General features: G+C 70.4%; 20 protein-coding genes. 12 read left to right on the top strand and 8 right to left on the bottom strand.

The genetic code is table 11. The annotated features are described in order from the left end of the window. Positions 1–31: 31 nt before the first annotated feature. The 3 genes from hutG to hutU are packed head-to-tail and all read right to left on the bottom strand — an operon-like array spanning position 32 to position 3889. Positions 32–1027, bottom strand: coding sequence for a formimidoylglutamase (hutG, locus tag ACM26Y_RS18995; protein ID WP_416061584.1), 996 nt, complete (start codon positions 1025–1027; stop codon positions 32–34). Further along, positions 1024–2208, bottom strand: a complete 1185-nt coding sequence (hutI, locus tag ACM26Y_RS18990) for an imidazolonepropionase (protein WP_416061583.1) — start codon at positions 2206–2208, stop codon at positions 1024–1026. The genes hutG and hutI overlap by 4 nt, the downstream gene beginning before the upstream one ends. A 4-nt stretch (positions 2209–2212) precedes the next feature. Continuing rightward, positions 2213–3889, bottom strand: coding sequence for a urocanate hydratase (gene hutU, locus ACM26Y_RS18985; RefSeq protein ID WP_416061582.1), 1677 nt, complete (start codon positions 3887–3889; stop codon positions 2213–2215). Between the two features lie 197 nt (positions 3890–4086). Here hutU and htpG point away from each other — a divergent pair, with 197 nt between their 5' ends. The 4 genes from htpG (at position 4087) to groL (ending at position 9418) form a co-directional block, all read left to right on the top strand. After that, a complete protein-coding gene (htpG, locus tag ACM26Y_RS18980) occupies positions 4087–6018 on the top strand; it encodes a molecular chaperone HtpG (RefSeq protein WP_416061581.1) in 1932 nt (643 codons plus the stop codon). 120 nt (positions 6019–6138) lie between these two features. Continuing rightward, positions 6139–6915 (top strand): HAD-IIA family hydrolase, encoded by a 777-nt coding sequence (locus tag ACM26Y_RS18975; RefSeq protein WP_003937435.1) that lies wholly within the window; start codon positions 6139–6141, stop codon positions 6913–6915. A gap of 100 nt (positions 6916–7015) precedes the next feature. Continuing rightward, positions 7016–7543: a DUF6764 family protein gene (locus ACM26Y_RS18970; RefSeq protein WP_416061580.1), complete on the top strand. Its 528-nt coding sequence runs from the start codon at positions 7016–7018 to the stop codon at positions 7541–7543. Positions 7544–7792: 249 nt separating this feature from the next. Next, complete coding sequence (groL, locus tag ACM26Y_RS18965) at positions 7793–9418, top strand: chaperonin GroEL (protein ID WP_010592200.1); 1626 nt, start codon at positions 7793–7795, stop codon at positions 9416–9418. A gap of 465 nt (positions 9419–9883) precedes the next feature. Here the strand turns inward: groL and ACM26Y_RS18960 are convergent, their stop codons facing one another. The 4 genes from ACM26Y_RS18960 to ACM26Y_RS18945 all read right to left on the bottom strand — a co-directional run bounded on the left by ACM26Y_RS18960 (position 9884) and on the right by ACM26Y_RS18945 (position 12088). After that, a complete protein-coding gene (locus tag ACM26Y_RS18960) occupies positions 9884–10873 on the bottom strand; it encodes a bile acid:sodium symporter family protein (protein ID WP_289378536.1) in 990 nt (329 codons plus the stop codon). Between the two features lie 113 nt (positions 10874–10986). Beyond that, positions 10987–11193 (bottom strand): PspC domain-containing protein, encoded by a 207-nt coding sequence (locus ACM26Y_RS18955; RefSeq protein ID WP_003937438.1) that lies wholly within the window; start codon positions 11191–11193, stop codon positions 10987–10989. A gap of 85 nt (positions 11194–11278) precedes the next feature. After that, a complete protein-coding gene (locus tag ACM26Y_RS18950) occupies positions 11279–11662 on the bottom strand; it encodes a phage holin family protein (RefSeq protein WP_003937439.1) in 384 nt (127 codons plus the stop codon). 93 nt (positions 11663–11755) lie between these two features. Beyond that, entirely contained in the window at positions 11756–12088 is a 333-nt protein-coding gene (locus ACM26Y_RS18945; protein ID WP_003937440.1) for a PASTA domain-containing protein, read from the bottom strand. A gap of 174 nt (positions 12089–12262) precedes the next feature. Between ACM26Y_RS18945 and ACM26Y_RS18940 the strand changes: the two genes are divergently transcribed. After that, entirely contained in the window at positions 12263–13294 is a 1032-nt protein-coding gene (locus tag ACM26Y_RS18940) for a patatin-like phospholipase family protein (RefSeq protein ID WP_416061579.1), read from the top strand. Between the two features lie 9 nt (positions 13295–13303). Next, positions 13304–14155 carry an alpha/beta fold hydrolase gene (locus ACM26Y_RS18935; protein WP_003937442.1) on the top strand — a complete coding sequence of 284 codons (852 nt, stop codon included), beginning with the start codon at positions 13304–13306 and terminating at the stop codon, positions 14153–14155. A 3-nt stretch (positions 14156–14158) separates the two neighbouring features. Here the strand turns inward: ACM26Y_RS18935 and ACM26Y_RS18930 are convergent, their stop codons facing one another. Further along, on the bottom strand, positions 14159–16174 hold the full coding sequence (locus ACM26Y_RS18930) for a prolyl oligopeptidase family serine peptidase (protein ID WP_416061578.1): 2016 nt from the start codon (positions 16172–16174) through the stop codon (positions 14159–14161). Positions 16175–16258: 84 nt separating this feature from the next. Between ACM26Y_RS18930 and ACM26Y_RS18925 the strand changes: the two genes are divergently transcribed. The 6 genes from ACM26Y_RS18925 to ACM26Y_RS18900 all read left to right on the top strand — a co-directional run bounded on the left by ACM26Y_RS18925 (position 16259) and on the right by ACM26Y_RS18900 (position 23784). Further along, positions 16259–17575 carry a wax ester/triacylglycerol synthase domain-containing protein gene (locus tag ACM26Y_RS18925; protein WP_416061577.1) on the top strand — a complete coding sequence of 439 codons (1317 nt, stop codon included), beginning with the start codon at positions 16259–16261 and terminating at the stop codon, positions 17573–17575. A 105-nt stretch (positions 17576–17680) separates the two neighbouring features. Continuing rightward, positions 17681–18520, top strand: a complete 840-nt coding sequence (locus ACM26Y_RS18920) for an SDR family oxidoreductase (protein ID WP_416061576.1) — start codon at positions 17681–17683, stop codon at positions 18518–18520. Positions 18521–18655: 135 nt separating this feature from the next. Then, entirely contained in the window at positions 18656–20059 is a 1404-nt protein-coding gene (gene lpdA / locus ACM26Y_RS18915; RefSeq protein ID WP_003937446.1) for a dihydrolipoyl dehydrogenase, read from the top strand. Positions 20060–20209: 150 nt separating this feature from the next. Further along, positions 20210–21307 (top strand): ferredoxin reductase, encoded by a 1098-nt coding sequence (locus ACM26Y_RS18910; protein WP_416061575.1) that lies wholly within the window; start codon positions 20210–20212, stop codon positions 21305–21307. Positions 21308–21323: 16 nt separating this feature from the next. Then, the gene (locus ACM26Y_RS18905; protein ID WP_416061574.1) at positions 21324–22721 is read left to right on the top strand and encodes a fatty acid desaturase family protein; all 1398 of its coding nucleotides are present in this window, start codon (positions 21324–21326) and stop codon (positions 22719–22721) included. A 169-nt stretch (positions 22722–22890) separates the two neighbouring features. Then, positions 22891–23784 (top strand): hypothetical protein, encoded by an 894-nt coding sequence (locus ACM26Y_RS18900; RefSeq protein WP_416061573.1) that lies wholly within the window; start codon positions 22891–22893, stop codon positions 23782–23784. The last annotated feature ends 38 nt before the right edge of the window (positions 23785–23822 follow it).

Genomic DNA, 23822 nt, shown 5'->3' with positions numbered 1-23822 from the left:
CTCCCGATCTCGAGGTACCCCATCACCTCCATCATGGACCGTCCGCGGGTTCGGTGCCCGCGAACCGAGGGTGGCCGCCGTCCCGCCGTCCCGTGACGATCCGGTGGATCAGCCGCGCCCCCGCCCGTGCCGTCTGCCCGTCGACGTCGAGGGCCGGCGCCAGTTCGGCGACCTCGACGAGCGCGAGCCGGCCGCTGCGCGCCACGACGTCGCACACGTGCTGCACCACCTCGAACGCGACCCCACAAGCCGCCGGGGCACTCACCCCGGGTGCCACCCAGCCGGGCAGAACATCGAGATCGATCGTCAGATGCACCGCGTCCAGCTCGCGGACGAAGTCCTCCACGAACGTCTCCACGACCGGCAGGTTCGTGGCGCGGCACTCGTCGTCCAGCAGGTACTGCGCCCCGAACTCGTCCGCGGCGGCGAACAGCGCGGCCGTGTTGCTCGGCTGCGCGATGCCCACCACCGCGTAGCGCAGCGACCGGCCCTGTTCGCGTTCGCGTTCGGCCATCTGCCGGAACGGGGTGCCCGACGTCGGGACGGGCGCGGCCCGCAGGTCGAAGTGCGCGTCCACGTTCAGCACCCCCCACCGGGCCCCGGCCCGCGCGGCCGCGGACCCGGCCCAGCCCAGGTAGCTGCCGAAGGCCACCTCGTGCCCGCCGCCGAGAACCACCACCGCGTGCTCCGCGTCGAGCAGCGCGGCCACCGCGGCCCCGAGACGGTGCTGCCCGTCGTCGAGAGCGCCGCCGCGCACCTCGATGTCACCGGCATCGTGGATGGCGACCGGAGCGGGTAGCGCCAGCGACGCCAGGGCGCGCCGCAATGCGACCGGCCCGTCCGCCGCGCCGGGCCGCCCCCGGTTGCGACGTACACCCTCGTCGCTGCGGAATCCGATCAGGACCTGAGCCGGCGCGGCGTCCGCGGGCAGCGGCGAGACCACGCCGTGCCAGCGCAGGTGTTCGACACCGGGCCCGTCGTCGCGGCCCGTCCACGGGGCCGGCGGCACGTCGACCGGAATCGTCAAATCAGCATTCCTTCCTGCCAGACCTCGCGGATCAGCTGCACTCCCGGCCGGTACGCCAGGTGCAGATACGACGGGGCGTCCAGCGCGATCAGATCTGCCCGTGCGCCCTCCCGGACGACGCCGACGTCGGTGCGGCGCAGCGCCGCGGCGCCGCCGGCGGTCGCCGCGCGGACCGCCTCCTCCGGGCTCATGTGCATCTCGCGCACCGCCAGCGCGATGCAGAACGGCATGCTCGTGAGGTAGGAGGTGCCGGGGTTGCAGTCGGTGGCCAGGGCGACGGTCACCCCGGCGTCCAGCAGTGCCCGCGCATCCGGATACCGGTTGCGCGTGCAGAAGTCGGCGCCCGGCAGCAGCGTCGCGACCGTGCCGGAAGCGGCGAGCGCCGCCACGTCCGCCGCCGTCGTGTACGTGACGTGGTCCACCGACGCCGCGCCGAGTTCCACCGCCAGCTGCACGCCGGGCCCGGGACCGAGCTGATTGCCGTGGACCCGCGGCGTGAGGCCGTGCGCCATCCCCTCCTGCAGCACGGCCCGGCACTGATCGGCGTCGAATGCGCCCCGCTCGCAGAACACGTCGATCCACCTCGCGTGCGGGGCGCACACGGGGACCATCTCCTCGCACACCAGCCGGACGTAGTCGTCGGGGCGGCCCGCGAACTCCGGTGGCACGACGTGCGCGGCGAGCAATGTCGTCTCGGGTGTGTACACCTCGGCGATCCGCACGCTGCGCAGTTCGTCGGCGACGGACTGGCCGTACCCGGACTTGCACTCGACCGTCGTCGTCCCGGACCTCCAGCCCTCCGCGACGAGCCGCGAGACCGTCGCCGCGAGCGCGCGATCGGTCGCCGCGCGGGTCGCCGCGATCGTCGTGGCGATGCCACCGCCCGTGTAGGGCGCACCGGCCATCCGGGCGGCGAACTCCTCGGCGCGCTCGCCGGCGAACACGAGATGGGCGTGACTGTCCACGAACCCGGGCAGCACGGCTCGGCCCTGCAGATCGTGCCGGGCGCCGGCGGCGCCCTCGGGGATCCGCGAGCTCGGCCCCACCCACCGCACCAGACCCTCGCCGACGACGACCGCGGCGTCCACGAGCAGCCCCAGCGGACCCCGGCCGAGCTCCGGGTCGTTCGTGACGAGGCAGCCGATGTTGTCGAGCAGGGTCCAGTCCCGTCCGTGCGACATCGCGTCAGCTCTCCCGCATCGGGATGCGCAGTCCGCGACGCGCCGCGACCTCGGTGGCCCGGGCATAACCGGCGTCGGCGTGCCGGAGGACGCCGGTGCCCGGGTCGTTCGTCAGCACCCGCTCGAGCTTGCGCGCGGCGAGGTCGGTGCCGTCGGCGATGCACACCTGCCCGGCGTGCAGCGACCGGCCGATTCCGACGCCGCCGCCGTGGTGGATCGACACCCACGACGCCCCGGACGCCGTGTTCACCAGGGCGTTGAGCAGCGGCCAGTCGGCGATCGCGTCCGAACCGTCGGCCATCGCCTCGGTCTCGCGGTACGGCGAGGCCACCGACCCGGCGTCGAGGTGGTCCCGGCCGATGGCGATCGGGGCGGAGACCTCTCCGGCGGCGACCATCTCGTTGAACCTCAGGCCCGCCCGGTCCCGTTCGCCGTAGCCGAGCCAGCAGATGCGGGCCGGCAGCCCCTGGAACGGCACCGCGCGTCCGGCCAGGGTGAGCCATCGGACGAGATGCTCGTTCTCGGGGAACAGTTCGAGCACGGCCCGATCGGTGGCCGCGATGTCCGCGGGATCGCCCGACAGCGCGACCCACCGGAACGGTCCGCGGCCCTCCTCGAACAACGGACGGAGATAGGCGGGGACGAAGCCGGGAAAGGCGAATGCCCGGTCGAAGCCGCCTTTGCGGGCCTCGTCGCGGATGGAGTTGCCGTAGTCGAACACCTCGGCGCCGCGATCGAGGAACCCGACCATGGCTTCCACGTGCCGGGCCATCGACCGGCGGGCCTGCTCGGTGAACCACACGGGGTCCTTCGCCGCGAGGGTGTGCCATTCCTCGACCGTCACCCCGCGCGGCAGGTAGGACAGCGGGTCGTGGGCGGAGGTCTGGTCGGTGACGATGTCGATCGGGGCCTGCATCGCGAGCAGCGCCGGCACGACGTCGGCGGCGTTGCCGACCACTCCGATCGAGCGGGGTCGGCGCGCATCGCGTGCCGCGAGCGCCTCGGCCAGGGCCGCCTCGACACCGTCGGCCTTGGTGTCGAGGAAGCCCTGCGCGAGCCGACGGTCGACCCGGGCCTCGTCGACCTCGACGCAGATCGCCACACCCTCGTTCATCGTGATCGCCAGCGGCTGCGCCCCACCCATGCCGCCCAGGCCCGCGGTCAGGGTGACCGTCCCGGCGAGGCTGCCCCCGAACCGCGCGCGGGCGACGGCCCCGAACGTCTCGTAGGTTCCCTGCAAGATCCCCTGCGAGCCGATGTAGATCCAGGACCCCGCGGTCATCTGCCCGTACATCGTCAGTCCCAGCGCCTCCAGACGGCGGAACTCCTCCCAGGTCGCCCAGTCGCCGACCAGGTTCGAGTTGGCCAGCAGCACGCGCGGCGCCCATTCGTGGGTGCGCAGCACCCCGACGGGCTTGCCGGACTGCACGAGCAGCGTCTCGTCGTCGCCGAGGGTCTCGAGGGTCCGCACGATCGCGTCGAATGCGGCCCAGTTGCGGGCCGCCCGGCCGGTGCCGCCGTAGACCACCAGGTCGTCCGGTCGTTCGGCGACGTCGGGGTCGAGGTTGTTCATCAGCAGTCGCAGCGCGCCCTCCTGCTGCCAGCCGCGGCACCGCAACTCGGGACCGCGCGGGGCGCGCACGGGCCGCGGTCCGGGGGAGGGGGTTGTTCCGGTGGCCATGGGGCCTCCTCTCGACACCGGCGCGCCTTCGTCTCACTCCATGACACTGCGGTGGAGCACCCCACGACAACAGGTCCGGGCGGATGTGTCGGATCCGAGACCGAGTGCGCTCGGGGCCCGGCCGTGGCCCCTTGGAAGAGTGGACCGGACCGGTCGTACGATTTCGTCGAACGTTCTGCTGTCGAAGGGAACCATCCATGACCACGGGTATCGAACAGCTCGAGTTCCAGGCGGAGACTCGTCAGCTGCTGGATCTGCTGATCCACTCGGTGTATTCGAACAAGGACACCTTCCTCCGGGAACTCGTCTCCAACTCGTCGGACGCGCTGGACAAGCTCAAGCTCGAGGCGTTCCGCAACAAGGACCTGCAGGTCGACACCTCGGATCTGCACATCGAGATCGAGGTCGACAAGGAGCAGCGCACCCTCACCGTCCGCGACAACGGCATCGGCATGTCGCGGGACGAGGTGGTCGACCTGATCGGCACCCTCGCGAAGTCGGGCACGGCGGAACTGCGGCGCAAGCTGCGGGAGGCGCAGGAATCGGCTGCGCCGGAGGAGCTCATCGGGCAGTTCGGTGTCGGCTTCTACTCGACCTTCATGGTCGCCGACAAGGTGACCCTGCTGACCCGCAAGGCGGGGGAGCACGACGGCACCCGGTGGGAGTCGAGCGGCGAGGCGACGTACACGATCGAGACGGTCGAGGGCGCACCCCAGGGCACGTCGGTGACGCTGCACCTCAAGCCGGAGGACACCGAGGACCACCTGTTCGACTACACGGCCGAGTGGAAGATCAAGGAGATCGTCAAACGCTACTCGGATTTCATCGCGTGGCCGATCCGGATGCAGGTCGAACACACGAAGCCGGCCGAGGGCGAGGGGTCCGTCGCCGAGGTGGTCCGCGAGACCGAGACCCTGAACTCGATGAAGGCGCTGTGGGCGCGCTCGAAGGACGACGTCTCCGCCGAGGAGTACAACGAGTTCTACAAGCACGTCGCCCACGCGTGGGACGAGCCGCTCGAGGTCGTCCCGATGAAGGCCGAGGGCACCTTCGAATATCAGGCGCTGCTGTTCATTCCGTCGCAGGCGCCGTTCGACCTGTTCATGCGTGAGCGCAAGACCGGGATCCACCTCTACGTCAAGCGCGTGTTCATCATGGACGACTGTGAGGAACTGGTCCCGGAGTACCTGCGGTTCGTCAAGGGCGTGGTCGACGCACAGGACCTGTCGCTCAACGTCTCCCGCGAGATCCTGCAGCAGGACCGGCAGATCCGCGCGATCCGCCGGCGGCTCACCAAGAAGGTGCTGTCGACGATCAAGGACATGGCGGCCAACGAGCCGGAGAAGTACCGGACGTTCTGGTCGCAGTTCGGCCGGGTCCTCAAGGAGGGTCTGCTCTCGGACTTCGACAACCGCGACACCCTGCTCGCGGTGTCCTCCTTCGAGTCCACGCACAGCGAGGACGCCACGACGACGCTCGCCGAGTACGTCGCGCGGATGAAGGAGGGCCAGGACGAGATCTTCTACATGACGGGCGAGTCCCGGCAGCAGATCGAGAGTTCGCCGCACATGGAGGCGTTCCGCGCCAAGGGCCTCGAGGTGCTGCTGCTCACCGACCCGGTCGACGAGATGTGGGTGGGGTCCGTCCCCGAGTTCGAGGGCAAGCGGTTCCAGTCGATCGCCAAGGGCGAGGTGGACCTCGGTACCGAGGACGAGAAGAAGGCCGCGGAGGCCGAGCGCGAGGAGCGGGAGAAGGAGTACGCCGACCTGCTGTCGTGGCTCGGCGAGACGCTCGACGAGCATGTGAAGCAGGTGCGGTTGTCGTCGCGGCTGACCACGTCGCCCGCGTGCCTCGTCGGCGACACGTTCGCCATGTCGCCCGCCCTCGAGCGGATGTACCGGGCGTCGGGCCAGCCCGTCCCGCACACCAAGCGCATCCTCGAGCTCAACCCGGACCACCCGCTGGTCACGGCGCTGCGCGACGCGCACGCCCAGCGCGCCGACGATCCGACGCTCGGTGAGACCGCCGAATTGCTGTACGGCACCGCGCTGCTCGCCGAGGGTGGGGAACTCGACGACCCGGCGGCGTTCGCCCGCCTGCTCGCCGAGCGCCTCGCGCGCACGCTGTAGGCGCGCGCCCCTCCGGCTCACCCTTTCCCGGCCGAATGTCACATCGCGTCGATTCGATCGACGCGATGTGACATTCGGTCCGTGGGCGGCGGGGGTGGGGTGACCCGATAGGCTCGCACCATGGCCGGTGTGGACGGGGTGTTGTTCGATATCGAGGGCGTGATCGTGACGTCGTGGGTGCCCGTGCCGGGCGCCGCGGAGGTGCTTGCCGGGCTCCGCGAGCGCGGCGTGCATCGGGCCTTCCTGACCAACACCACGTCGCGGACGTGTGCGCAGATCGCCGAGACCCTCTCCGGCCTGGGCATGCCGGTCGAACCCGCCGAGATCGTGACGGCCGCGTCCCTCACCGCCGAGTATCTGCGGCAGACCTACCCGGGCCGGCGCTGCTGGGTGCTCAACCACGGCGACGTGGAGGCGGACCTCGAGGGCATCGTGCGCGACGAGGACGACCCCGAGGTGGTCGTGCTGGGCGGGGCCGGGCCGGAGTTCAGCCACCGTGCCCTCAGCCGGGTCGCCGAACTGATGCTCGACGGGGTGCCGGTGGTGGCCATGCACCGCGGCGCCACGTGGCAGGCCGCGGACGGGCTGCGCATCGACACCGGCGTCTATCTGCCGGGTCTCGAGGAGCTGAGCGGGCAGACCGTCGTCGCGGTCGGAAAGCCGTCGATGCGGGGCTTTCTCGCCGCGGCCGAGCTGATGGGCACCGAACCGGACCGGATGGCGGTGGTGGGCGACGACCTGCACGCCGAGGTCATCCCCGGCCAGCGACTCGGTATGACGGGAATCCTGGTGCGCACCGGCAAGTTTCGGCAGTCGGTGCTCGATCTCGCGGTCGAGCGTCCCGACCGGGTGGTCGATTCGGTGGCCGACCTGCCGGAGCTCCTCGACACGCTCTGACGCCCTCTCGCTCCGGGCGGGTCCGGCCGGTACCCTCGCGCCGGGGGAGTCGCCCCCGTCCGCAGTATCCGAGCCCCGGCCCAGCGCAGAGGAGACCTTGTTGTCCATCCGATCCATCCGTGCCGTCGTAGTCCCCCGCCGTCTCCTCCGGGCCGGTGTGGTCGCCGCTCTCGGTGTCGCATCGGCGGCCCTGCTCGGCGTGGGCACCGCCGCGGCGGCACCGGTGACGTGCGTGTCGCCGCCGTCGGCCAACGAGATCCTGGTGTCCGACACCGCGAGCTGCGGCGCGACCGCCGCCGGGGGCGGCACGGCCCACTCGTTCGCTTCCGAGAGCGGCACCGCGGTGTCGTCGGCGCAGACGGCGGGCGCGGCCGAAGCCCACGCGACGGGCTTCGGGACAGCCTTGAGCGGGGCCGGGGACGGTGGCCGCGCCTATGCATACGCCCTCGGCGGCGGGCTGAGCCATTCCTCGGCCCAGGGCCCGGCGACGACGGTGTCCGTCGCCGGCTGGGGTTCGGGGGCGACGGCCGACCCGACCGGCGTCACCTGCGTCGGTCCGCAGTCGTTCGCGGTCAACACGGCCACCGGCCAGTGGTGCGCCGTCGGCGTCGGTTCCACGCGTCGCTGAGCCCACCCCGGACCGGGCCTGCGCGACGAGGGTGGCGGGTGCTCCAAACCTTGCACTCGCCACCCTCGAGTGCTAAGAATGCTCTTGGCACTCGCAACACGTGAGTGCCAGGTCGGGACGGTGAGGCCGGGAATATCGACACCCCTGGTCGTCCGTCGCGGGCACTGCTTCCGGCCGAAGGCGTACATGGGGCGACCCGACGAGCGGTCGCCCTGCGTGTCACCCCCATATCCGGAGGATCACTTCGCAATGGCCAAGATCATCGCGTTCGACGAAGAGGCCCGTCGCGGCCTCGAGCGGGGCCTGAACAGCCTCGCCGACGCTGTCAAGGTGACGTTGGGGCCCAAGGGTCGCAACGTCGTGCTCGAGAAGAAGTGGGGCGCCCCCACGATCACCAACGATGGTGTGTCCATCGCCAAGGAGATCGAGCTCGAGGACCCGTACGAGAAGATCGGCGCCGAGCTGGTCAAGGAAGTTGCCAAGAAGACGGACGACGTCGCGGGTGACGGCACCACCACCGCCACCGTGCTCGCCCAGGCGCTGGTGCGCGAGGGTCTGCGCAACGTCGCTGCCGGTGCGAACCCGCTCGGCCTCAAGCGCGGCATCGAGAAGGCCGTCGAGGCCGTCACCGCCAAGCTGCTCGACACCGCCAAGGAGGTCGAGACCAAGGAGCAGATCGGCGCCACCGCCGGCATCTCCGCGGGCGACCCCGCGATCGGTGAACTGATCGCCGAGGCCATCGACAAGGTGGGCAAGGAAGGCGTCATCACCGTCGAGGAGTCCAACACCTTCGGCCTCCAGCTCGAGCTGACCGAGGGTATGCGCTTCGACAAGGGCTACATCTCGCTGTACTTCGCCACCGACGCCGAGCGTCAGGAGGCCGTGCTCGAGGACGCCTACATCCTGCTCGTGTCGGGCAAGATCTCGACCGTCAAGGACCTGCTGCCGCTGCTGGAGAAGGTCATCCAGTCCGGCAAGCCGCTGGCGATCATCGCCGAAGACGTCGAGGGTGAGGCTCTGTCCACCCTGGTCGTCAACAAGATCCGTGGCACCTTCAAGTCGGTCGCCGTCAAGGCCCCCGGCTTCGGTGACCGTCGCAAGGCCCAGCTCGCCGACATCGCCATCCTCACCGGTGGCGAGGTCATCAGCGAAGAGGTCGGTCTCTCCCTCGAGACCGCGGGCCTCGAGCTGCTCGGCCGTGCGCGCAAGGTCGTCGTCACCAAGGACGAGACCACCATCGTCGACGGTGCCGGCGACGCCGACGCCATCGCCGGTCGCGTGAACCAGATCCGCGCCGAGATCGAGGCGTCGGACTCGGACTACGACCGCGAGAAGCTGCAGGAGCGCCTGGCCAAGCTGGCCGGCGGTGTCGCGGTCATCAAGGCCGGTGCCGCCACCGAGGTCGAGCTCAAGGAGCGCAAGCACCGCATCGAGGATGCCGTCCGCAACGCCAAGGCTGCGGTCGAGGAGGGCATCGTCGCCGGCGGCGGCGTCGCGCTGCTGCAGGCCGCCCCGGTTCTGGACGACCTGAAGCTCGAGGGTGACGAGGCCACCGGTGCCAACATCGTCAAGGTCGCCCTCGAGGCTCCGCTGAAGCAGATCGCCTTCAACGCCGGCCTCGAGCCCGGCGTCGTCGCCGAGAAGGTGCGCAACCTGCCCGCCGGCCACGGCCTCAACGCCGCCACCGGCGAGTACGAGGACCTGCTGGGCGCCGGCATCAACGATCCGGTCAAGGTCACCCGCTCGGCGCTGCAGAACGCGGCGTCCATCGCGGCCCTGTTCCTGACCACCGAGGCTGTCGTCGCCGACAAGCCGGAGAAGGCCGCCGCTCCCGCCGGCGACCCGACCGGCGGCATGGGTGGCATGGACTTCTGATCCACCCCCGACCGTCTTCGAGGCCCGGTTCCACTTCGGTGGGGCCGGGCCTCGTGGCGTCGGCAGTTCGGGTGATTTCTCCGATTTCCGCGTTCTCGGGTCGTGTCCTGTTGTAACAATGGCGTCGCGGCCGCATTCCAGGGCCGCGCATCCGTGACACGGACGAAATCAAGGAGGAGTCGCCATGGGATCTCTCGCGGACATCATCGGCTGGGTGCTCGAAAACTTCGATCTGCTGGAGGTTCTGGACTCGCTGAGTGCAGACGACTAGCGGCCACCCACCACCCGGACGGAGAAGATCATGATCGGCAGCCTGCTCGACCTCATCACGCCCATCCTCGAACTGATCGCCGACCTCGGCTCGGGCAGCGCGGACTAGTCCCGGCCCGAGACCGCAACCGAATCGCAGCCGCAGCCGCAGGATCTCCTGCCGCCGCGGCTGCGTTCGGGTGAGGGGCGACCGGGTCAGACCGCGACGGCCGGGGCGGCCGCGCGCTTCGCCAGCCGCGCCGCGATCGCCGCGCACACCAGCAGCTGGATCTGGTGGAACAACATGAGCGGCAGGACGATCAGCCCGATCGGCTGGCCCGGGAACAGCACCGTCGCCATCGGCAGGCCCGTGGCGAGCGACTTGGTCGAACCGCAGAACAGGATCGTCGCGCGGTCCTCGTAGGCGAAACCCAGGCGCGGTGCGCCGAACCACGTGATCGCCAGGACCAGAGCGAGCAGCACGAGGCACACGCCCGTCAGGGCGAGCAGCCGCCCGAGCGACAGGCTCGACCAGATGCCCTCGTTCATGCCGCGGCTGAACGCGACGTACACGACGAGCAGAATCGAGCCGCGGTCGACGATCTTCAGCGGCCTTCCGTGCCTGCCGACCCATCCGCCGATCCAGCGGCGCAGGAGCTGTCCGGCCACGAACGGGACCAGCAGCATGAGCACGATGTCGAGCACCGCCGAGGCACTGAACGTCACGCCCTGGGTGGTCATCGTCAGCGCGACGAGCAGCGGGGTGGCGACGATGCCGAGCAGGCTCGAGGCACTGGCGGAGACGACCGCGCCCGCGATGTTGCCGCGGGCCACCGAGACCAGCGCGATCGACGACTGCACCGTCGACGGCAGCAGGCACAGGTAGAGGACCCCCAGATACAGCGGCTCGGTCAGGACGGTCGGCACCAGCAGCTTCGTCGCCAGCCCGAGCAGCGGGAACAGCGCGAACGTGGTGGCGAGGATCGTCAGATGCAGGCGCCAGTGCCGGAGGCCTTCGAGTGCCTCGCGCGTGGACAGTCGTGCCCCGTAGAGGAAGAACAGCAGACCGATGGCCATCTTCGCAGCCCACGTGAAGATGTCCAGGGCCGTGCCCGAGGCCGGCAGCAGTCCCGCGACCGCGACGGTGGTGAGGATGCCGACGAGGAACGGGTCGAGGCGACCGAGCACGGGAATCCTGGAGAACATGAGTCGACGCTAGGACACCGCCGGGGCGAGCCGACACCCGGTGTGGGAAGCGTGCACCCTCTCCGACGTTCCGGAGCGGGTGCACGCTTCGTGGAAGGGGTGCAGGCTCGCCGTCACTCCGGCAGCAGCATCCACAGCGCCAGGTAGACCAGGGCGGCGCCGCCTCCGGTCACGAACGCGGCGACCACCACGCCGGCACGGACGAGGTTGACGTCGATGCCGAAGTACTCGGCGAGACCGCCGCACACACCGCCGAGCATGCGCTGCGAGCGGGAACGGGCGAAGGGACGGGGAGCGGGGGTGTTGTTCTCGAATGTCATGCGACAAGAGTGCCGCCGCGGGCCTGCCCGCCACATCGGGTGACGCCCCGATTCCGACCCTGATCTTTCGTCTCGGGGTGCGTCCTCAGCGATTCTTGGCGAGCGTCTTCTTGAAGACCACCAAGGGCAGCAGCATCCGGGCGACCAGCGCGACGGCCCACACGATGACCGTCGCGAGGATCCAGGTCGCCGCGCCACGGATCTGCAGGCCGTCGCTGACGAGGGAGGTGACGATCAGCGCGACCAGCGTCGAGACGAGCGCGCTGCTGCCCAGGAGTGCCGGGGTCTTGGTGACCGCCAGCTGGCGCAGCAGCGGGTCGACGAGCATCGCCGTCACGGTGAACAGGGCGACGGCGATGACGAAGGCGACGCCGTCGAGCGACATGCCGGGCAGGACCCAGGCGCCGACGAGCAGCGCCAGTGCATTGGCGAGCAGTGCGACGACCGCGGACGCGAGCAGACGGACCATGCCAGGAGAGTAGCCTCCCGAGCCGGTCGGTGAACCGGAAAGACGATCGGGCGGGCCGGAATCCCGGCTCGCCCGATCGTCGGCGAGAACTCGTCAGTTGCAGACCACCGTCAGGCCCACGCCTTGCCAGATCGGCGTCTCGACCCGTTCGAACTCGTTCTTCTCGTGGTCGTACTGCATGTCGACCTCGGTGCGGTAGCCCCGGTCGCGCTGGCCGGTGACGTGGCAGTGTCCGGACGCCGCGCCCGCGCGGTTGACCACGTTGTACGGCACGCCCTGCGCCTCGAGCGTGGCCCGGGCGTGCTGTTCGCTCATGCCGACGACGTTCGGGGCCGGCCGGGCCGCCGCCGTCCCGGCGCCCGGCAACACCGCCGCCCCGGCGCCCAGCAGCACCGCCGCGCACCCGGCGGCGATCGAGGCGCGCATCGAACGTCCTGAGCGGCGCGCGGTTTCGGGTACGACGAGGGAACTGCTCGAAGTGCATGTCATGCCGTCGAGCGTGCCGGGCGCAGGACCGGTTCCACATCGGGTGACGCCCCGATCCGCACCCTGAACTTCCGTCTCGGGGTGCGCACCGACGAGGCTCCGTAGGATCTGGGCATGGCCGGACCGACGCGGGTGGCGCTCGCCCTGGGTAGCGGGGGCGCCCGCGGCTACGCGCACATCGGCGTGATCGAGGCGCTCGAGGAACGCGGACTCGAGATCGCCGGCGTGGCGGGCTCGTCCATGGGCGCGCTCGTGGGTGGGTTGTACGCGGCGGGCAAGCTCGACGACTACACCCGCTGGGCGACGTCGCTGACACAGCTCGACGTGCTGCGGCTGCTCGACGTGTCGCTGTCCGCGCCGGGCGCCATCCACGCCGAGAAGATCCTCGACAAGGTGCGCGAGATCCTCGGCGACACGCCCATCGAGGGGCTGCGGATCCCGTACACGGCCGTCGCGACGGACCTGGCCGCCGGACGATCCGTCTGGTTCCAGCGCGGCCCCGTCGACGTGGCGATCCGCGCATCCATCGCGATCCCCGGCGTGATCACCCCGTACGTGCTCAACGGGCGGGTGCTCGCGGACGGCGGGATCCTCGATCCGCTGCCGCTCGCCCCGATCCTCGCCGCGGGCGCCGACGTCACCATCGGTGTCAGTCTCGGGGCCGAGGAACGCGACGTCGAGGGCGGGGCCCCGGCCCACGCGAGTGCGGAGCCGCGACCGGTCGACGAGTGGATCGGCCGATTCCGCCGCAGCGCCGCGCAACTGCTCGAGCGGGACGTCGTCCGCACGATGGTCGGTCGATTCGGCGGTGGACCGGTAACCCGCAGCGACGCCGCGGAGGACGTGGCCGCCGACGCCGTCGACGCCGTCGACGATCCGGTGCCGGTCCCGAAGCTCAGCCGCTTCGAGGTGATGAACCGCTCGCTCGATCTGATGCAGTCGGCCCTGGCCCGCTACCAGCTCGCCGGGTACCCGCCGGACGTGCTCATCCGCATCCCCCGCAAGTCGGGTCGCAGTCTCGACTTCCACCGCGCGGCGGAGATGATCGCGCTCGGGCGCAGCCTCACCGAGTCGGCCCTCGACGCCGCGGGACTCGGTACCGCGCCGACCGCCGAACCGCCTGACCCGGACACCGGAACCGCTTAGGCTGAGCCGGTGGAGACCGTACCGATCCAGCTGCCGGGCGGCACGACGACACCCGTTCGCCTGTTCCCCGGTCCGGAACAACCGGCCCGCATCGACGCGCCGCGGCCCGTCGTCGTGATCCTGCCCGGCCTCGGCATTCCGGCGGGCTACTACGAGCCCTTCGCCGACGCCCTGACCGCGCACGGGTTCGACGCCGCGCTCTGCGAGCTACCCGGACAGGGGGACAGCCGGCCCCGCCCCGGACCCGACAGCGACTACGGCTACCAGGAACTGGTGGCCGTCGACCTGCCGGCCATGCTGGAGGTGGTGCACGAGCGGTTCCTCGACTCCACCCCGTACCTGCTGGGGCATTCGATGGGCGGGCAGCTCGGGGCGCTCTATGCCGCCCGCAACCCCGGACGGCTTGGCGGCCTGGTTCTCGTCGCCGCGGGGACCCCGTACTACCGCCACCACGCGGGGATCCGCGGGCCGGGTCTGCTCCTCGGGTCCGCGGCGATGTCGATCACCGCGAGCATCGCCGGGTTCTGGCCGGGCGACCGGCTCGACGTCGCCGGTTTCGGTCGCCAGTCCCGGCAGCTCATCTCGGACTGGGCGCGCCTGGCCCGGAGCGGGCGTTTCGAGCCCCGCGACGCCGACGTCGACTACGAGCAGCGGCTCGCCGAGCTGAAGCTGCCGGTCCTGTCCGTCACCGTCGAGGGCGACGACCTCACGCCGGTCGCCGCCGCCCGGCACCTGCTCGAGAAGATGCCGGGCGCGGACGTGACGACGTGGCACCAGTCCCGGCCGCTGGGGCACAACGGCTGGATTCGCGACAACGCGGACACCGTCGACCGCGTCGCGGCCTGGCTCAAGGACCGGTGACCCCTACCCGGACAGCATGCGTTCGAGGAACGTGAACGTCAGTGCCGCCTTGAAGGCGGCCTGGGCGTTGTCCGCGGCGCCGCCGTGGCCGCCCTCGATGTTCTCGTAGTACCAGACCTCGTGGCCCTGTTCCTCGAGCCGGGCCACCATCTTCCGGGCGTGTCCGGGGTGCACTCGGTCGTCGCGCGTCGAGGTGGTGATCAGGATCGGCGGGTACGCCGCGTCCGGGGCGGTGTTCTGGTACGGCGAGTACTCGCGCAGGTAGGCCCACTCGTCGGGATCGTCGGGGTCGCCGTACTCGGCCATCCACGACGCTCCGGCGAGCAGGAGGTGGTAGCGCTTCATGTCGAGGAGCGGCACCTGACACACGATCGTTCCGAACAGTTCGGGGTAGCGGGTGAGCATCACCCCCATGAGCAGGCCGCCGTTGCTCCCACCCTGGATGCCGAGACGGTCGGCGGTGGTGATGCCGCGCGCGACCAGATCTCGTGCCACCGCGGCGAAGTCCTCGAACACCTTGTGCCGGTTCTCCTTCAGCGCCTGGGTGTGCCACTGCGGCCCGTACTCGCCACCGCCGCGGATGTTGGCGATCACGTAGGTGTAACCGCGTTCGAGCCACGCCAGGCCCACGCCGCCGCTGTACGCGGGCACCATCGAGTTCTCGAATCCGCCGTAGCCGTACAGCAGGGTCGGAGCGGGGGACGAGGTGTCGCGGCCGACGACGAAGTACGGGATCCGGGTCCCGTCGTCCGATGTGGCGAAATGCTGTGTGACGGTGATGTTCTCGGCGTCGAAGAACGCCGGTGCCTGCTTGATCGACTCCAGCGGCCCGCCGACCGTGCCGGACAGCAGCGTCGCGGGCACGGTGAAACCGCTGGAGTTGAGGAAGAATTCGTCGCTCTCGAGCGGGTCGACGTCGATCACGGAGGTGGTGGTCGCGGGCGGCACGTCGTCGACGGGTCGATCGGTCCACCCGTCGGCGTCCGGGGTGAGCACCCGCACCTCGGTCTGCACGTCGCGCAGCACGACCGTCAGCAGGTGGTTGCGCGTCCAGGCGTACTGTTCCAGCGAGCTGTGCGCGTCCGGCGCGAACAGCACCGTCATCTCGCGCGACCCGGCCAGGAAGTCCGGGTAGTTCGCGGCCAGCAGGGTGCCCGCCGGATGTCCGAGCCACGGTGACCGGGTCCGGATCAGCAGGTGGTCGCGGTACACGGAGACCTTCGCATCGTCCGGGGCCTCGATCCGGACGAGTTCCCCGTCGGGCCGCAATTCGAACCGGTGCGACGTGTAGAAGTCGATGGCGCGCTCGACGAAACTGCGCTCGAAACCGGGAGTGCGGTCGTACCAGGCGGAGACGGCGACGTCGGACTTGTCGCCCTCGTACACCGTCTCGGCCTCCGTCAGCGGCGTACCGCGGCGCCAGCGCTTGGCCAGGCGCGGATACCCGGAGTCGGTGAGCGAGCCGTCGCCGAAGTCGGTACCGACGTACACGGTGTCCGCATCGATCCAGCCGATGTCGGTCTTCGCCTCCGGCACCGTGAAACTGTCCGGCCCGTCGACGAATTTCCTTGACTCCATGTCGAACTCGCGGATCACGGTGGCGTCGGCGCCGCCGCGTGACAGGCCGATCAGAGCCCGGGACTGGTCGGGTCGCAGCACCTGCGCCCCCGACCACACCCAGTTCTCGCCCTCCGCCTCGGCGACCGCATCGAGGTCGACCAGCACGTCCCAGTTCGGTTCGTCGCGCAGGTACTGCTCCATGGTGGTCCGCCGCCACAGGCCGCGCACGTGCCGGGCGTCGCGCCAGTAGTTGTACAGGTACTCGCCGCGGCGCCGCGCGTACGGAATGCGCGCGTCGGTGTCGAGCACCTCCCGGATCCGGGACTGCAGCGTCTCGAACGCCTCCGTGCGGGTGTGCTCGTCGACGGTGCGGTCGTTGTGCGCGCGCACCCACCCGAGCTGCTCGTCGCCGGTGACGTCTTCGAGCCAGAGGTGCGGGTCGTTCGTGTCGTCGGCCATAGGCAATTCTTACCCATCCGGGCCGGGACGACCCGGCGGGGACCGCGGGCGCGGCTTCCGCGCCGCACCCGCCACACTGGCGGCATGCAGCTGCATCCCTCCGACGCCCTGCGGGACTGGCTCGACGACCGTGTCCGCAGCGACCAGTTCCTGCTGTTCTGTTTCGAGGGGGAGGCCGGCGACCCGGACGCCCTGGTGACCGAACTTCGGCAGCGGGCGTCGGTCGTCCCCGAACTCCGGCTGCGCGCCGTGCCGGTGCCGGGGGGTCTGGACTACCCGTACTGGGCGGCGGGACTCGTCGGTGCCGACCGGTTCGTCGTGCACCGGCTGCCGGATCCGTCCTGGCCGGGAGTGCAGCGGGCCCTCGGTGAACTGCTGACCGACCGGCTCGACATCACGGCCGCGCCGTGGCGATTGCACTTGCTGGCCGGCGTGACGGGGGCGCCACGCTGCACCACGACCGCAACCGTTGTCGTGCTGCAGGTTTCGCATGCCTTCGCGGACGGGATGCGCGCTTCGGCCCTGGCCCGGGCGTTGCTGTCCGAGCCCGGTCCGACCGCCGACGGTGCCGCGACCGGGCCGGAGGCGCCGTCGGTGCCGGCGATGCTGCTGCGGGCCGTGACCCGGGTGCCGATCCAGCTGGGCGCACTGCTGGTGACGGGGGTACGCGCGGGCCGCGCCGAGCGGGACCTGGCCGATCCGGCCGTCCCGCCGCCGGCCCCGGGATGCCCGCTGAGCGCCGTGAACACCGATCCCGGCCCGCGGCGTGCGGTGCGGACGATCGTGTGCCCGGCGACGGACCTGCGCACGGTGGGGACCGTGACCGTCGGTGCGCTGACCGCGATCGCGTCCGCGCTCCGCGAGTTCCTCGGCGACTTCCCGGCCGACCGGCTCGGCGCGGAGGTGCCGGTCTCCGTCGCCCGAAACGGGATGGCGCGCAACTCCTACCGCAGTGCCGGCGTCCGGCTGTTCGCGCACGTGGACGATCCTCGGGAACGTGCCGCGGCGATCGCCGCCGACCTGGCGCTGCGGCGACGACGGCTCGCGCATCCGGCCGTGGATCTCCGGGACCGTCCGTTCACGCACCTTCCGGCGCCGCTGTTGCGGTTCGGGCTCGCTCGCGCCGACCTCGGTGCGGTGCCGCGGACCGTCACCGGCAATACGGTCCTGTCCAGCGTGTACCGCGGCGCGGAGGATCTGGTACTCGGCGGGGCCGCCGTGCGCTTCACCGCCGGATTCCCGGGGTTGTCGCCGGTCATGGGCCTGACCCACGGCGTGCACGGAATCGGCGACGTGGTCACGTTGTCGATCACCACCAGTCCGCAGGTGATCGGGCCGGGAGAGCTGGACCGGTACGAGGCGTTGCTGCGTGAGGCCCTCGCACAGGTCGCGCGGGCGTAGGCAAGGCGTACGCGGAGACCCCGAGATGCGGGCGAGCAACTGCTTGGTTCAGGACGGTTCCGGCGGTAGCGTGCCGGTCGGAACCGGATCGACGAGGGAGTGGCGATGGGCGTGTACGCGGTGACCGGGGCGGCGTCCGGCATGGGCGCGGCGAGCGCGGACCGGCTGCGGGCCGCGGGCCACACCGTGATCACCGTCGACCTGAAGGAGGGCGACGTCGTCGCCGACCTCGCGACCCCGGCGGGGCGGGCCGCGGCGGTGCGTCGGACCCTCGAGCGCGCCGGGAACCGGCTCGACGGTGCGGTGCTCGCCGCGGGTCTCGGCCCGGTGCCCGGCAAGGAGCAGACCCTCGCCCAGGTCAACGTCCGGGGCGTGATCGAGTTGCTCGAAGGGTGGCGCCCGGCGCTCGCGGCGGCCGGGAACAGCAAGGTCGTCGTGTTCGGGTCGAATTCGACGACCACCACCCCCGCCGTGCCCATGTCGGCGGTGCGGGCGTTTCTCGCCGGCGACCTCGACAAAGGGGTGCGGCGGGCGGGACGGATCCGGCCCGCGGCCGCTCCCTTCACCTACGCCGCGTCGAAGATTGCCGTCACTCACTGGGTGCGCCGGAACGCGGTGACCCCGGACTGGGCGGGGGCGGGGATCCGCCTGAACGTCCTCGCGCCGGGCGCGGTGGCGACCCCCCTCCTCGACACCCAGCTCGCGAGCCCGGAGGGTGACCGGGTCCGGAGTTTCCCCGTCCCGATCGGCGGGTTCGGCGAGCCGGACCGGATCGCCGAGTGGGTGGAGTTCATGCTGTCCCCGGCCGCCGACTTCCTCGTGGGCTCGGTCGTGGTGGTCGACGGCGGCAGCGAGGCGTGGTTCCGCGCCGTCGACTGGCCGCGACCGGTGCCGGTCCGGAAGGTGCTGCGCTACGTGCGGCGGATGCGGAGCTTCCGCCGCTGACCGCGGGCTGCGCATACGGTTTCCACTCCGTTCGACCCCGTGTGCACGCCCGATTCGTGCCCGGTGCCGGGACTACCGGCGAGTAACCGGACCATCCGCAGACACGCCGGAGCGGCAGGTCTACGCTGTTTGTTCGTGACCTCACACTATGACGTCGTTGTCCTCGGAGCCGGTCCCGGTGGGTACGTCGCTGCTATCCGCGCGGCACAGCTGGGCCTGAGCACCGCCATCATCGAGAAGAAGTACTGGGGTGGTGTCTGCCTGAACGTGGGCTGCATTCCCTCCAAGGCGCTTCTCCGCAATGCCGAACTGGCGCATCTCTTCACGAAAGAGGCCAAGACGTTCGGCATGTCCGGGGACGTGTCCTTCGACTTCGGCGCGGCCATGGACCGCAGCCGCAAGGTCGCGGACGGCCGCGTCAAGGGCGTGCACTTCCTGATGAAGAAGAACAAGATCACCGAATACGACGGTGCCGGCTCGTTCGTCGACGCCAACACCATCTCGGTCGAGCTCAACAAGGGCGGGACCGAGACGGTCACCTTCGACAACGCGATCATCGCGACCGGGTCGGTGACCAAGCTGCTGCCCGGCACGCAGCTGAGCGAGAACGTCGTCACCTACGAGGAGCAGATCCTCACCCGCGACCTGCCGGGCTCGATCCTGATCGTCGGCGCCGGCGCCATCGGCATGGAGTTCGGCTACGTGCTGAAGAACTACGGCGTGGACGTCACCATCGTCGAGTTCCTCGACCGGGCGCTGCCCAACGAGGACGCCGACGTCTCCAAGGAGATCGCGAAGGCGTACAAGAAGCTCGGCGTGAAGATCATGACCGGGGCCGCGGTGCAGTCCATCGACGACGACGGCAACAAGGTGACCGTCGCGATCAAGGACAACAAGTCGGGCAACGTCGAGTCCGTGGTCGTCGACAAGGTCATGCAGTCCGTCGGGTTCGCCCCGCGGGTGGAGGGCTTCGGCCTCGAGAACACCGGCGTCGAACTCACCGACCGGGGCGCGATCGCCATCGACGACGTGATGCGCACCAACGTGCCGCACATCTACGCCATCGGTGACGTCACCGCCAAGCTCATGCTCGCGCACGTCGCCGAGGCGATGGGCGTGGTCGCGGCCGAGACCATCGGCGGCGCCGAGACCCTCACCTTCGACGACTACCGGATGATGCCGCGCGCGACGTTCTGCCAGCCGCAGGTCGCCAGCTTCGGCCTGACCGAGCAGCAGGCCCGCGACGAGGGCTACGACGTCAAGGTCGCCACCTTCCCCTTCACCGCGAACGGCAAGGCCCACGGCCTCGGCGATCCCAACGGCTTCGTCAAGCTGATCGCCGACAACAAGCACGGCGAGCTGCTCGGCGGCCACCTGATCGGCCCCGACGTCTCCGAGCTCCTGCCCGAGCTGACCCTCGCGCAGAAGTGGGACCTGACGGTCAACGAACTGGCCCGCAACGTCCACACCCACCCGACGCTGAGCGAGGCACTGCAGGAGGCCATTCACGGCCTCGCAGGCCACATGATCAACTTCTGATCCCAGCGCGTCGAAGATCCTCCGCGCGGGCAGATCCCCGCTCGGATGTACCGGCCTCAGCCCGCGGTGACCGAAACGTCGCCGCGGGCTGTCGTCGTCTCGGGAGACGAAACCTGATTGGATACCCGTGACGCGGGGTACGTTGTCGGCATGGCAGAACGGGGTGCGCGTCCCACGGTGCATCCGGTGCGCAAGATGATGTTGCGCGCCGTCCGACACCTCTTCACTCCTCTCCGGCCCGACGACTACCTCGAGATGATCAATCCCCTGTGGACCACGAGGGAGTTGCGGGGCCGGGTCGAGCGGGTGGTACCGGAAGGGCCCGCCGCGGCATCCGTACTGATCCGTCCCGCGTACGAGTGGCGCGGGCACCGCCCCGGTCAATACGTACGACTGGGCGTGATCATCGACGGCGTCTACCACTGGCGCGCCTACTCGCTGACCTCCGATCCCGATCCCGAGGACGGACTCATCAGCGTCACCCCGAAGGTGGTCGAAACCGGCGTGGTCTCGCCCTACCTGGTGCACCGCATCCGGCCCGGCGACGTGGTGCGGCTCGGCGAGGTCGAGGGCGTGTTCACCCTGCCCGATCCACTGCCTGGGAAGATGCTGTTCGTCAGCGCCGGCAGCGGTATCACCCCCATCATGAGCATGCTGCGCAGCCTGGACCACCGCGATCGCCTCGACGACGTCGTTCTGGTGCACTCGGCCCGCACCGCCGACGAGGTCATCTTCGCTTCCGTGCTGCGTGACCTCGACGCGCGCCGCCCCGGCTTCCGGCTGGTGTTGCGGCTCACCGCGGAGCAGGGCCGCATGACCCCGGCCGATCTGGACGAGCTGTGCCCCGACTGGCGGGAGCGGGAGGCGTTCTGCTCGGGCCCCGGCGACATGCTCGACGCATTCGTCGAGCACTGGAACGACCACGGTGATCCGAAGAAGCTCCACATGGAGCGTTTCCAGCCGATCATCGGCGGGAATGCGGGATCGGGTGAGGGCGGTACGGTCCACTTCCTCGACAGCGAGGCCGACGTCGAATGCGACGGCGGCACGCCGATCCTGGTGGCGGGCGAGAAGGCGGGTCTGCAGCTTCCGTACGGATGCCGGATCGGGATCTGCCACACCTGCGTGGGCACGCTGCGTTCCGGCAAGATCCGGGACCTGCGTACGGACGAGGTCGCGGAACCCGCCGGCGCTGCGGTCCGCACCTGCATCCACACCGCCGAGGGCGACATCGAAATCGAGCTGTGAACGGAAGGAACGCGAGATGACGACGGAGATCGAGAGTCCACTCGCGCATCTGAGCGAGGAAACGCTGGACGCACTGGCGAAGGAATTCGACGCCATCCACGACAAGGTCTACTCCGAGTTGGGGGAGCGCGACCGTCGCTACATCAAGACCGTGATCGCGACGCAGCGACAGCTGGCCGTCGCCGGCCGGGCCCTGCTGCTCGGTTCGGCGTCGAAGTCGGCCTGGGTCGCGGGCACGGCCTGCCTCGGCATGGCCAAGATTCTCGAGAACATGGAGATCGGCCACAACGTCATGCACGGGCAGTGGGACTGGATGAACGACCCGGACATCCATTCGTCGGTGTGGGACTGGGACACCGCCTCGACCGCGGCGGGCTGGAAGCACTCCCACAACTACATCCACCACACCTTCACGAACATCCGCGGCAAGGACAAGGATCTCGGGTACGAGATCATGCGGATCGATCCGCACCAGAAGTGGCACCCGGTCTACCTGGCCCAGCCGTTCTACAACGTGCTGCTCATGGCGTTCTTCGAGTGGGGGGTGGCGCTGCACGACCTCGATCTCGACGCGCTGTGGGCAGGGGAGAAGACGCCGGGGCAGGTGCTCGAGGAGCTGAAGGGCATCGCGGGCAAGGCGCGGCGGCAGTTCGTCAAGGACTACGTGGGCTGGCCGCTGGTCTCGGCCGGCGCGTTCGCGGCCACGGCGCTGCTGTCGGGTGGGCGGATCCCGCAGCCGCGGACCTCCCGGATCGGACGCCGGCTGCGGGGACTCGGCCGTCTCGGGCGCGGTGGCGCTGCCCCGCGGGCCGACGCCGTCGCCGACGTGCTCGACAAGGTCCTGCCGGGGGTGGAGAAGACGTTTCTGGCCACCCTGGCGGCAGACTTCACCGCCAACATCATCCGCAACGTGTGGTCGCACGCAATCATCTTCTGCGGCCACTTCCCGGATCAGACGTACACCTTCAGCCGGAAGGAGGTGGAGAACGAGAGCCGCGGCGGATGGTACGTCCGTCAGCTGGTCGGCGCGGCCAACATCGAGGGCAGTCCGCTGTTCCACGTCATCAGCGGAAACCTCGGCTACCAGGTCGAACACCACCTCTACCCCGACATGCCCAGCACCCGGTACTCCGAGGTAGCGCCCGCGGTGAAGGACATCTGCGAGCGGTACGGGCTGCCGTACAACACCGGGCCCCTGTCGAAGCAGTGGGGCACCGTGCACCGGACGATCCTGCGTCTCGCCTTCCCCGGCGGCAAACCGCGGCCGAAGCCGGGGCCGTACCGCAGCGCGGACGATCCGTCGGCGGCGCCGAGCGAGGCGGCCCGCTTCCGCAGCCGGCTGCCGGCAGACCACCCGGCCGCCGGTCCGGAACACGAGCACGGCGGGGTGGAGGTCGAGCCGCCGCCGCGCTGACGATCGCGGATCCGCGCGCGCCTTCGGAATCCGCTCACGACGTGGCATGGGCGGATTCCGAAACACCGTGGGAATCCCGGTTGTCCACAGGCAGCGGCTTCATCCCCAGATGCGCCGGTCCGCGCATATTCCGACCGCGGCCGCCCGAGGTGTGCGTCACCCTCCTTGCATGACCGATCCCATCGCCATGACGAGACAGGACCTGCTGACGCAAGGCATATCGGACGACCGGATCCGGGCGGCGCTGCGTGCCGGAGACCTCGTCGCGCTGAAACCCGGCGTCTACCTGGACCGAACCGACGTCGCGTCCCTCGACGACGTGGGCCGCCACCGGGTCATGGCGCGGCACTTCGGCGCGGGTCTGCGGCCCGGGGATGCGCTCAGCCACGTGTCGGCCGCCGTCCTGCTCGGCCTGGACGTGTGGAACGTGGACCTGCGCCGGGTGCACGTCTCGCGGACATCTGCGAGTGGGCGCAAGGCCACATACCTGCATGTGCATGCAACCGACTGGCGCGACGGCGACGTCGTCGTAATCGACGGCGTCCACGTCACCTCCGTGGCGCGGACCGTCGTCGACCTCGGGCGGTCGCTGCCGCTCGACGAGGCCGTCGTCGCCGGGGACTCCGGCCTGCGCGCCGAACCGTCCGCGCGGGAGCTCCTGCCGGGGGTGCTCGCCGCCGCCCGGCACCGTACCGGCGCATCTCGGGCAGCCGCGGTGGTGAACCTACTCGACGGGCGGAGCGACAGTGTCGGGGAGTCGTTGTCCCGTCTGCGGATGGCTCGATGCGGCCTGCCGCGGCCCGAACTGCAGCACGAGGTCGTGGTTCGGGACGGGCGCCGGTACCGCGTGGACTTCTTCTGGGAAACCGAGGGCGTCGTCGGCGAGTTCGACGGCGCCGGGAAGTACTCCGACCGCCGCGATCTCGTCGCGGAGAAGCATCGGGAGGACGCGCTGCGCGATCTCGGGCTCGAGGTCGTCCGGTGGACGTGGGCCGACCTGGAGCGGTTCGACGTCGTCGCCGAACGATTCGCCCGTGCCGTCGCTCGGAAATCGAAGCGGTGAACCGGAATCCGCCCACGCCGGGGCGTAGGCAGATTCCG

Origin of the sequence: Rhodococcus indonesiensis, from assembly GCF_047782815.1 — a bacterium.
Taxonomy (GTDB): Bacteria; Actinomycetota; Actinomycetes; order Mycobacteriales; family Mycobacteriaceae; genus Rhodococcus; species Rhodococcus indonesiensis.
Note: the sequence above shows the minus strand (reverse complement) of the source record. Positions and strands in the feature narration are given on the sequence as shown.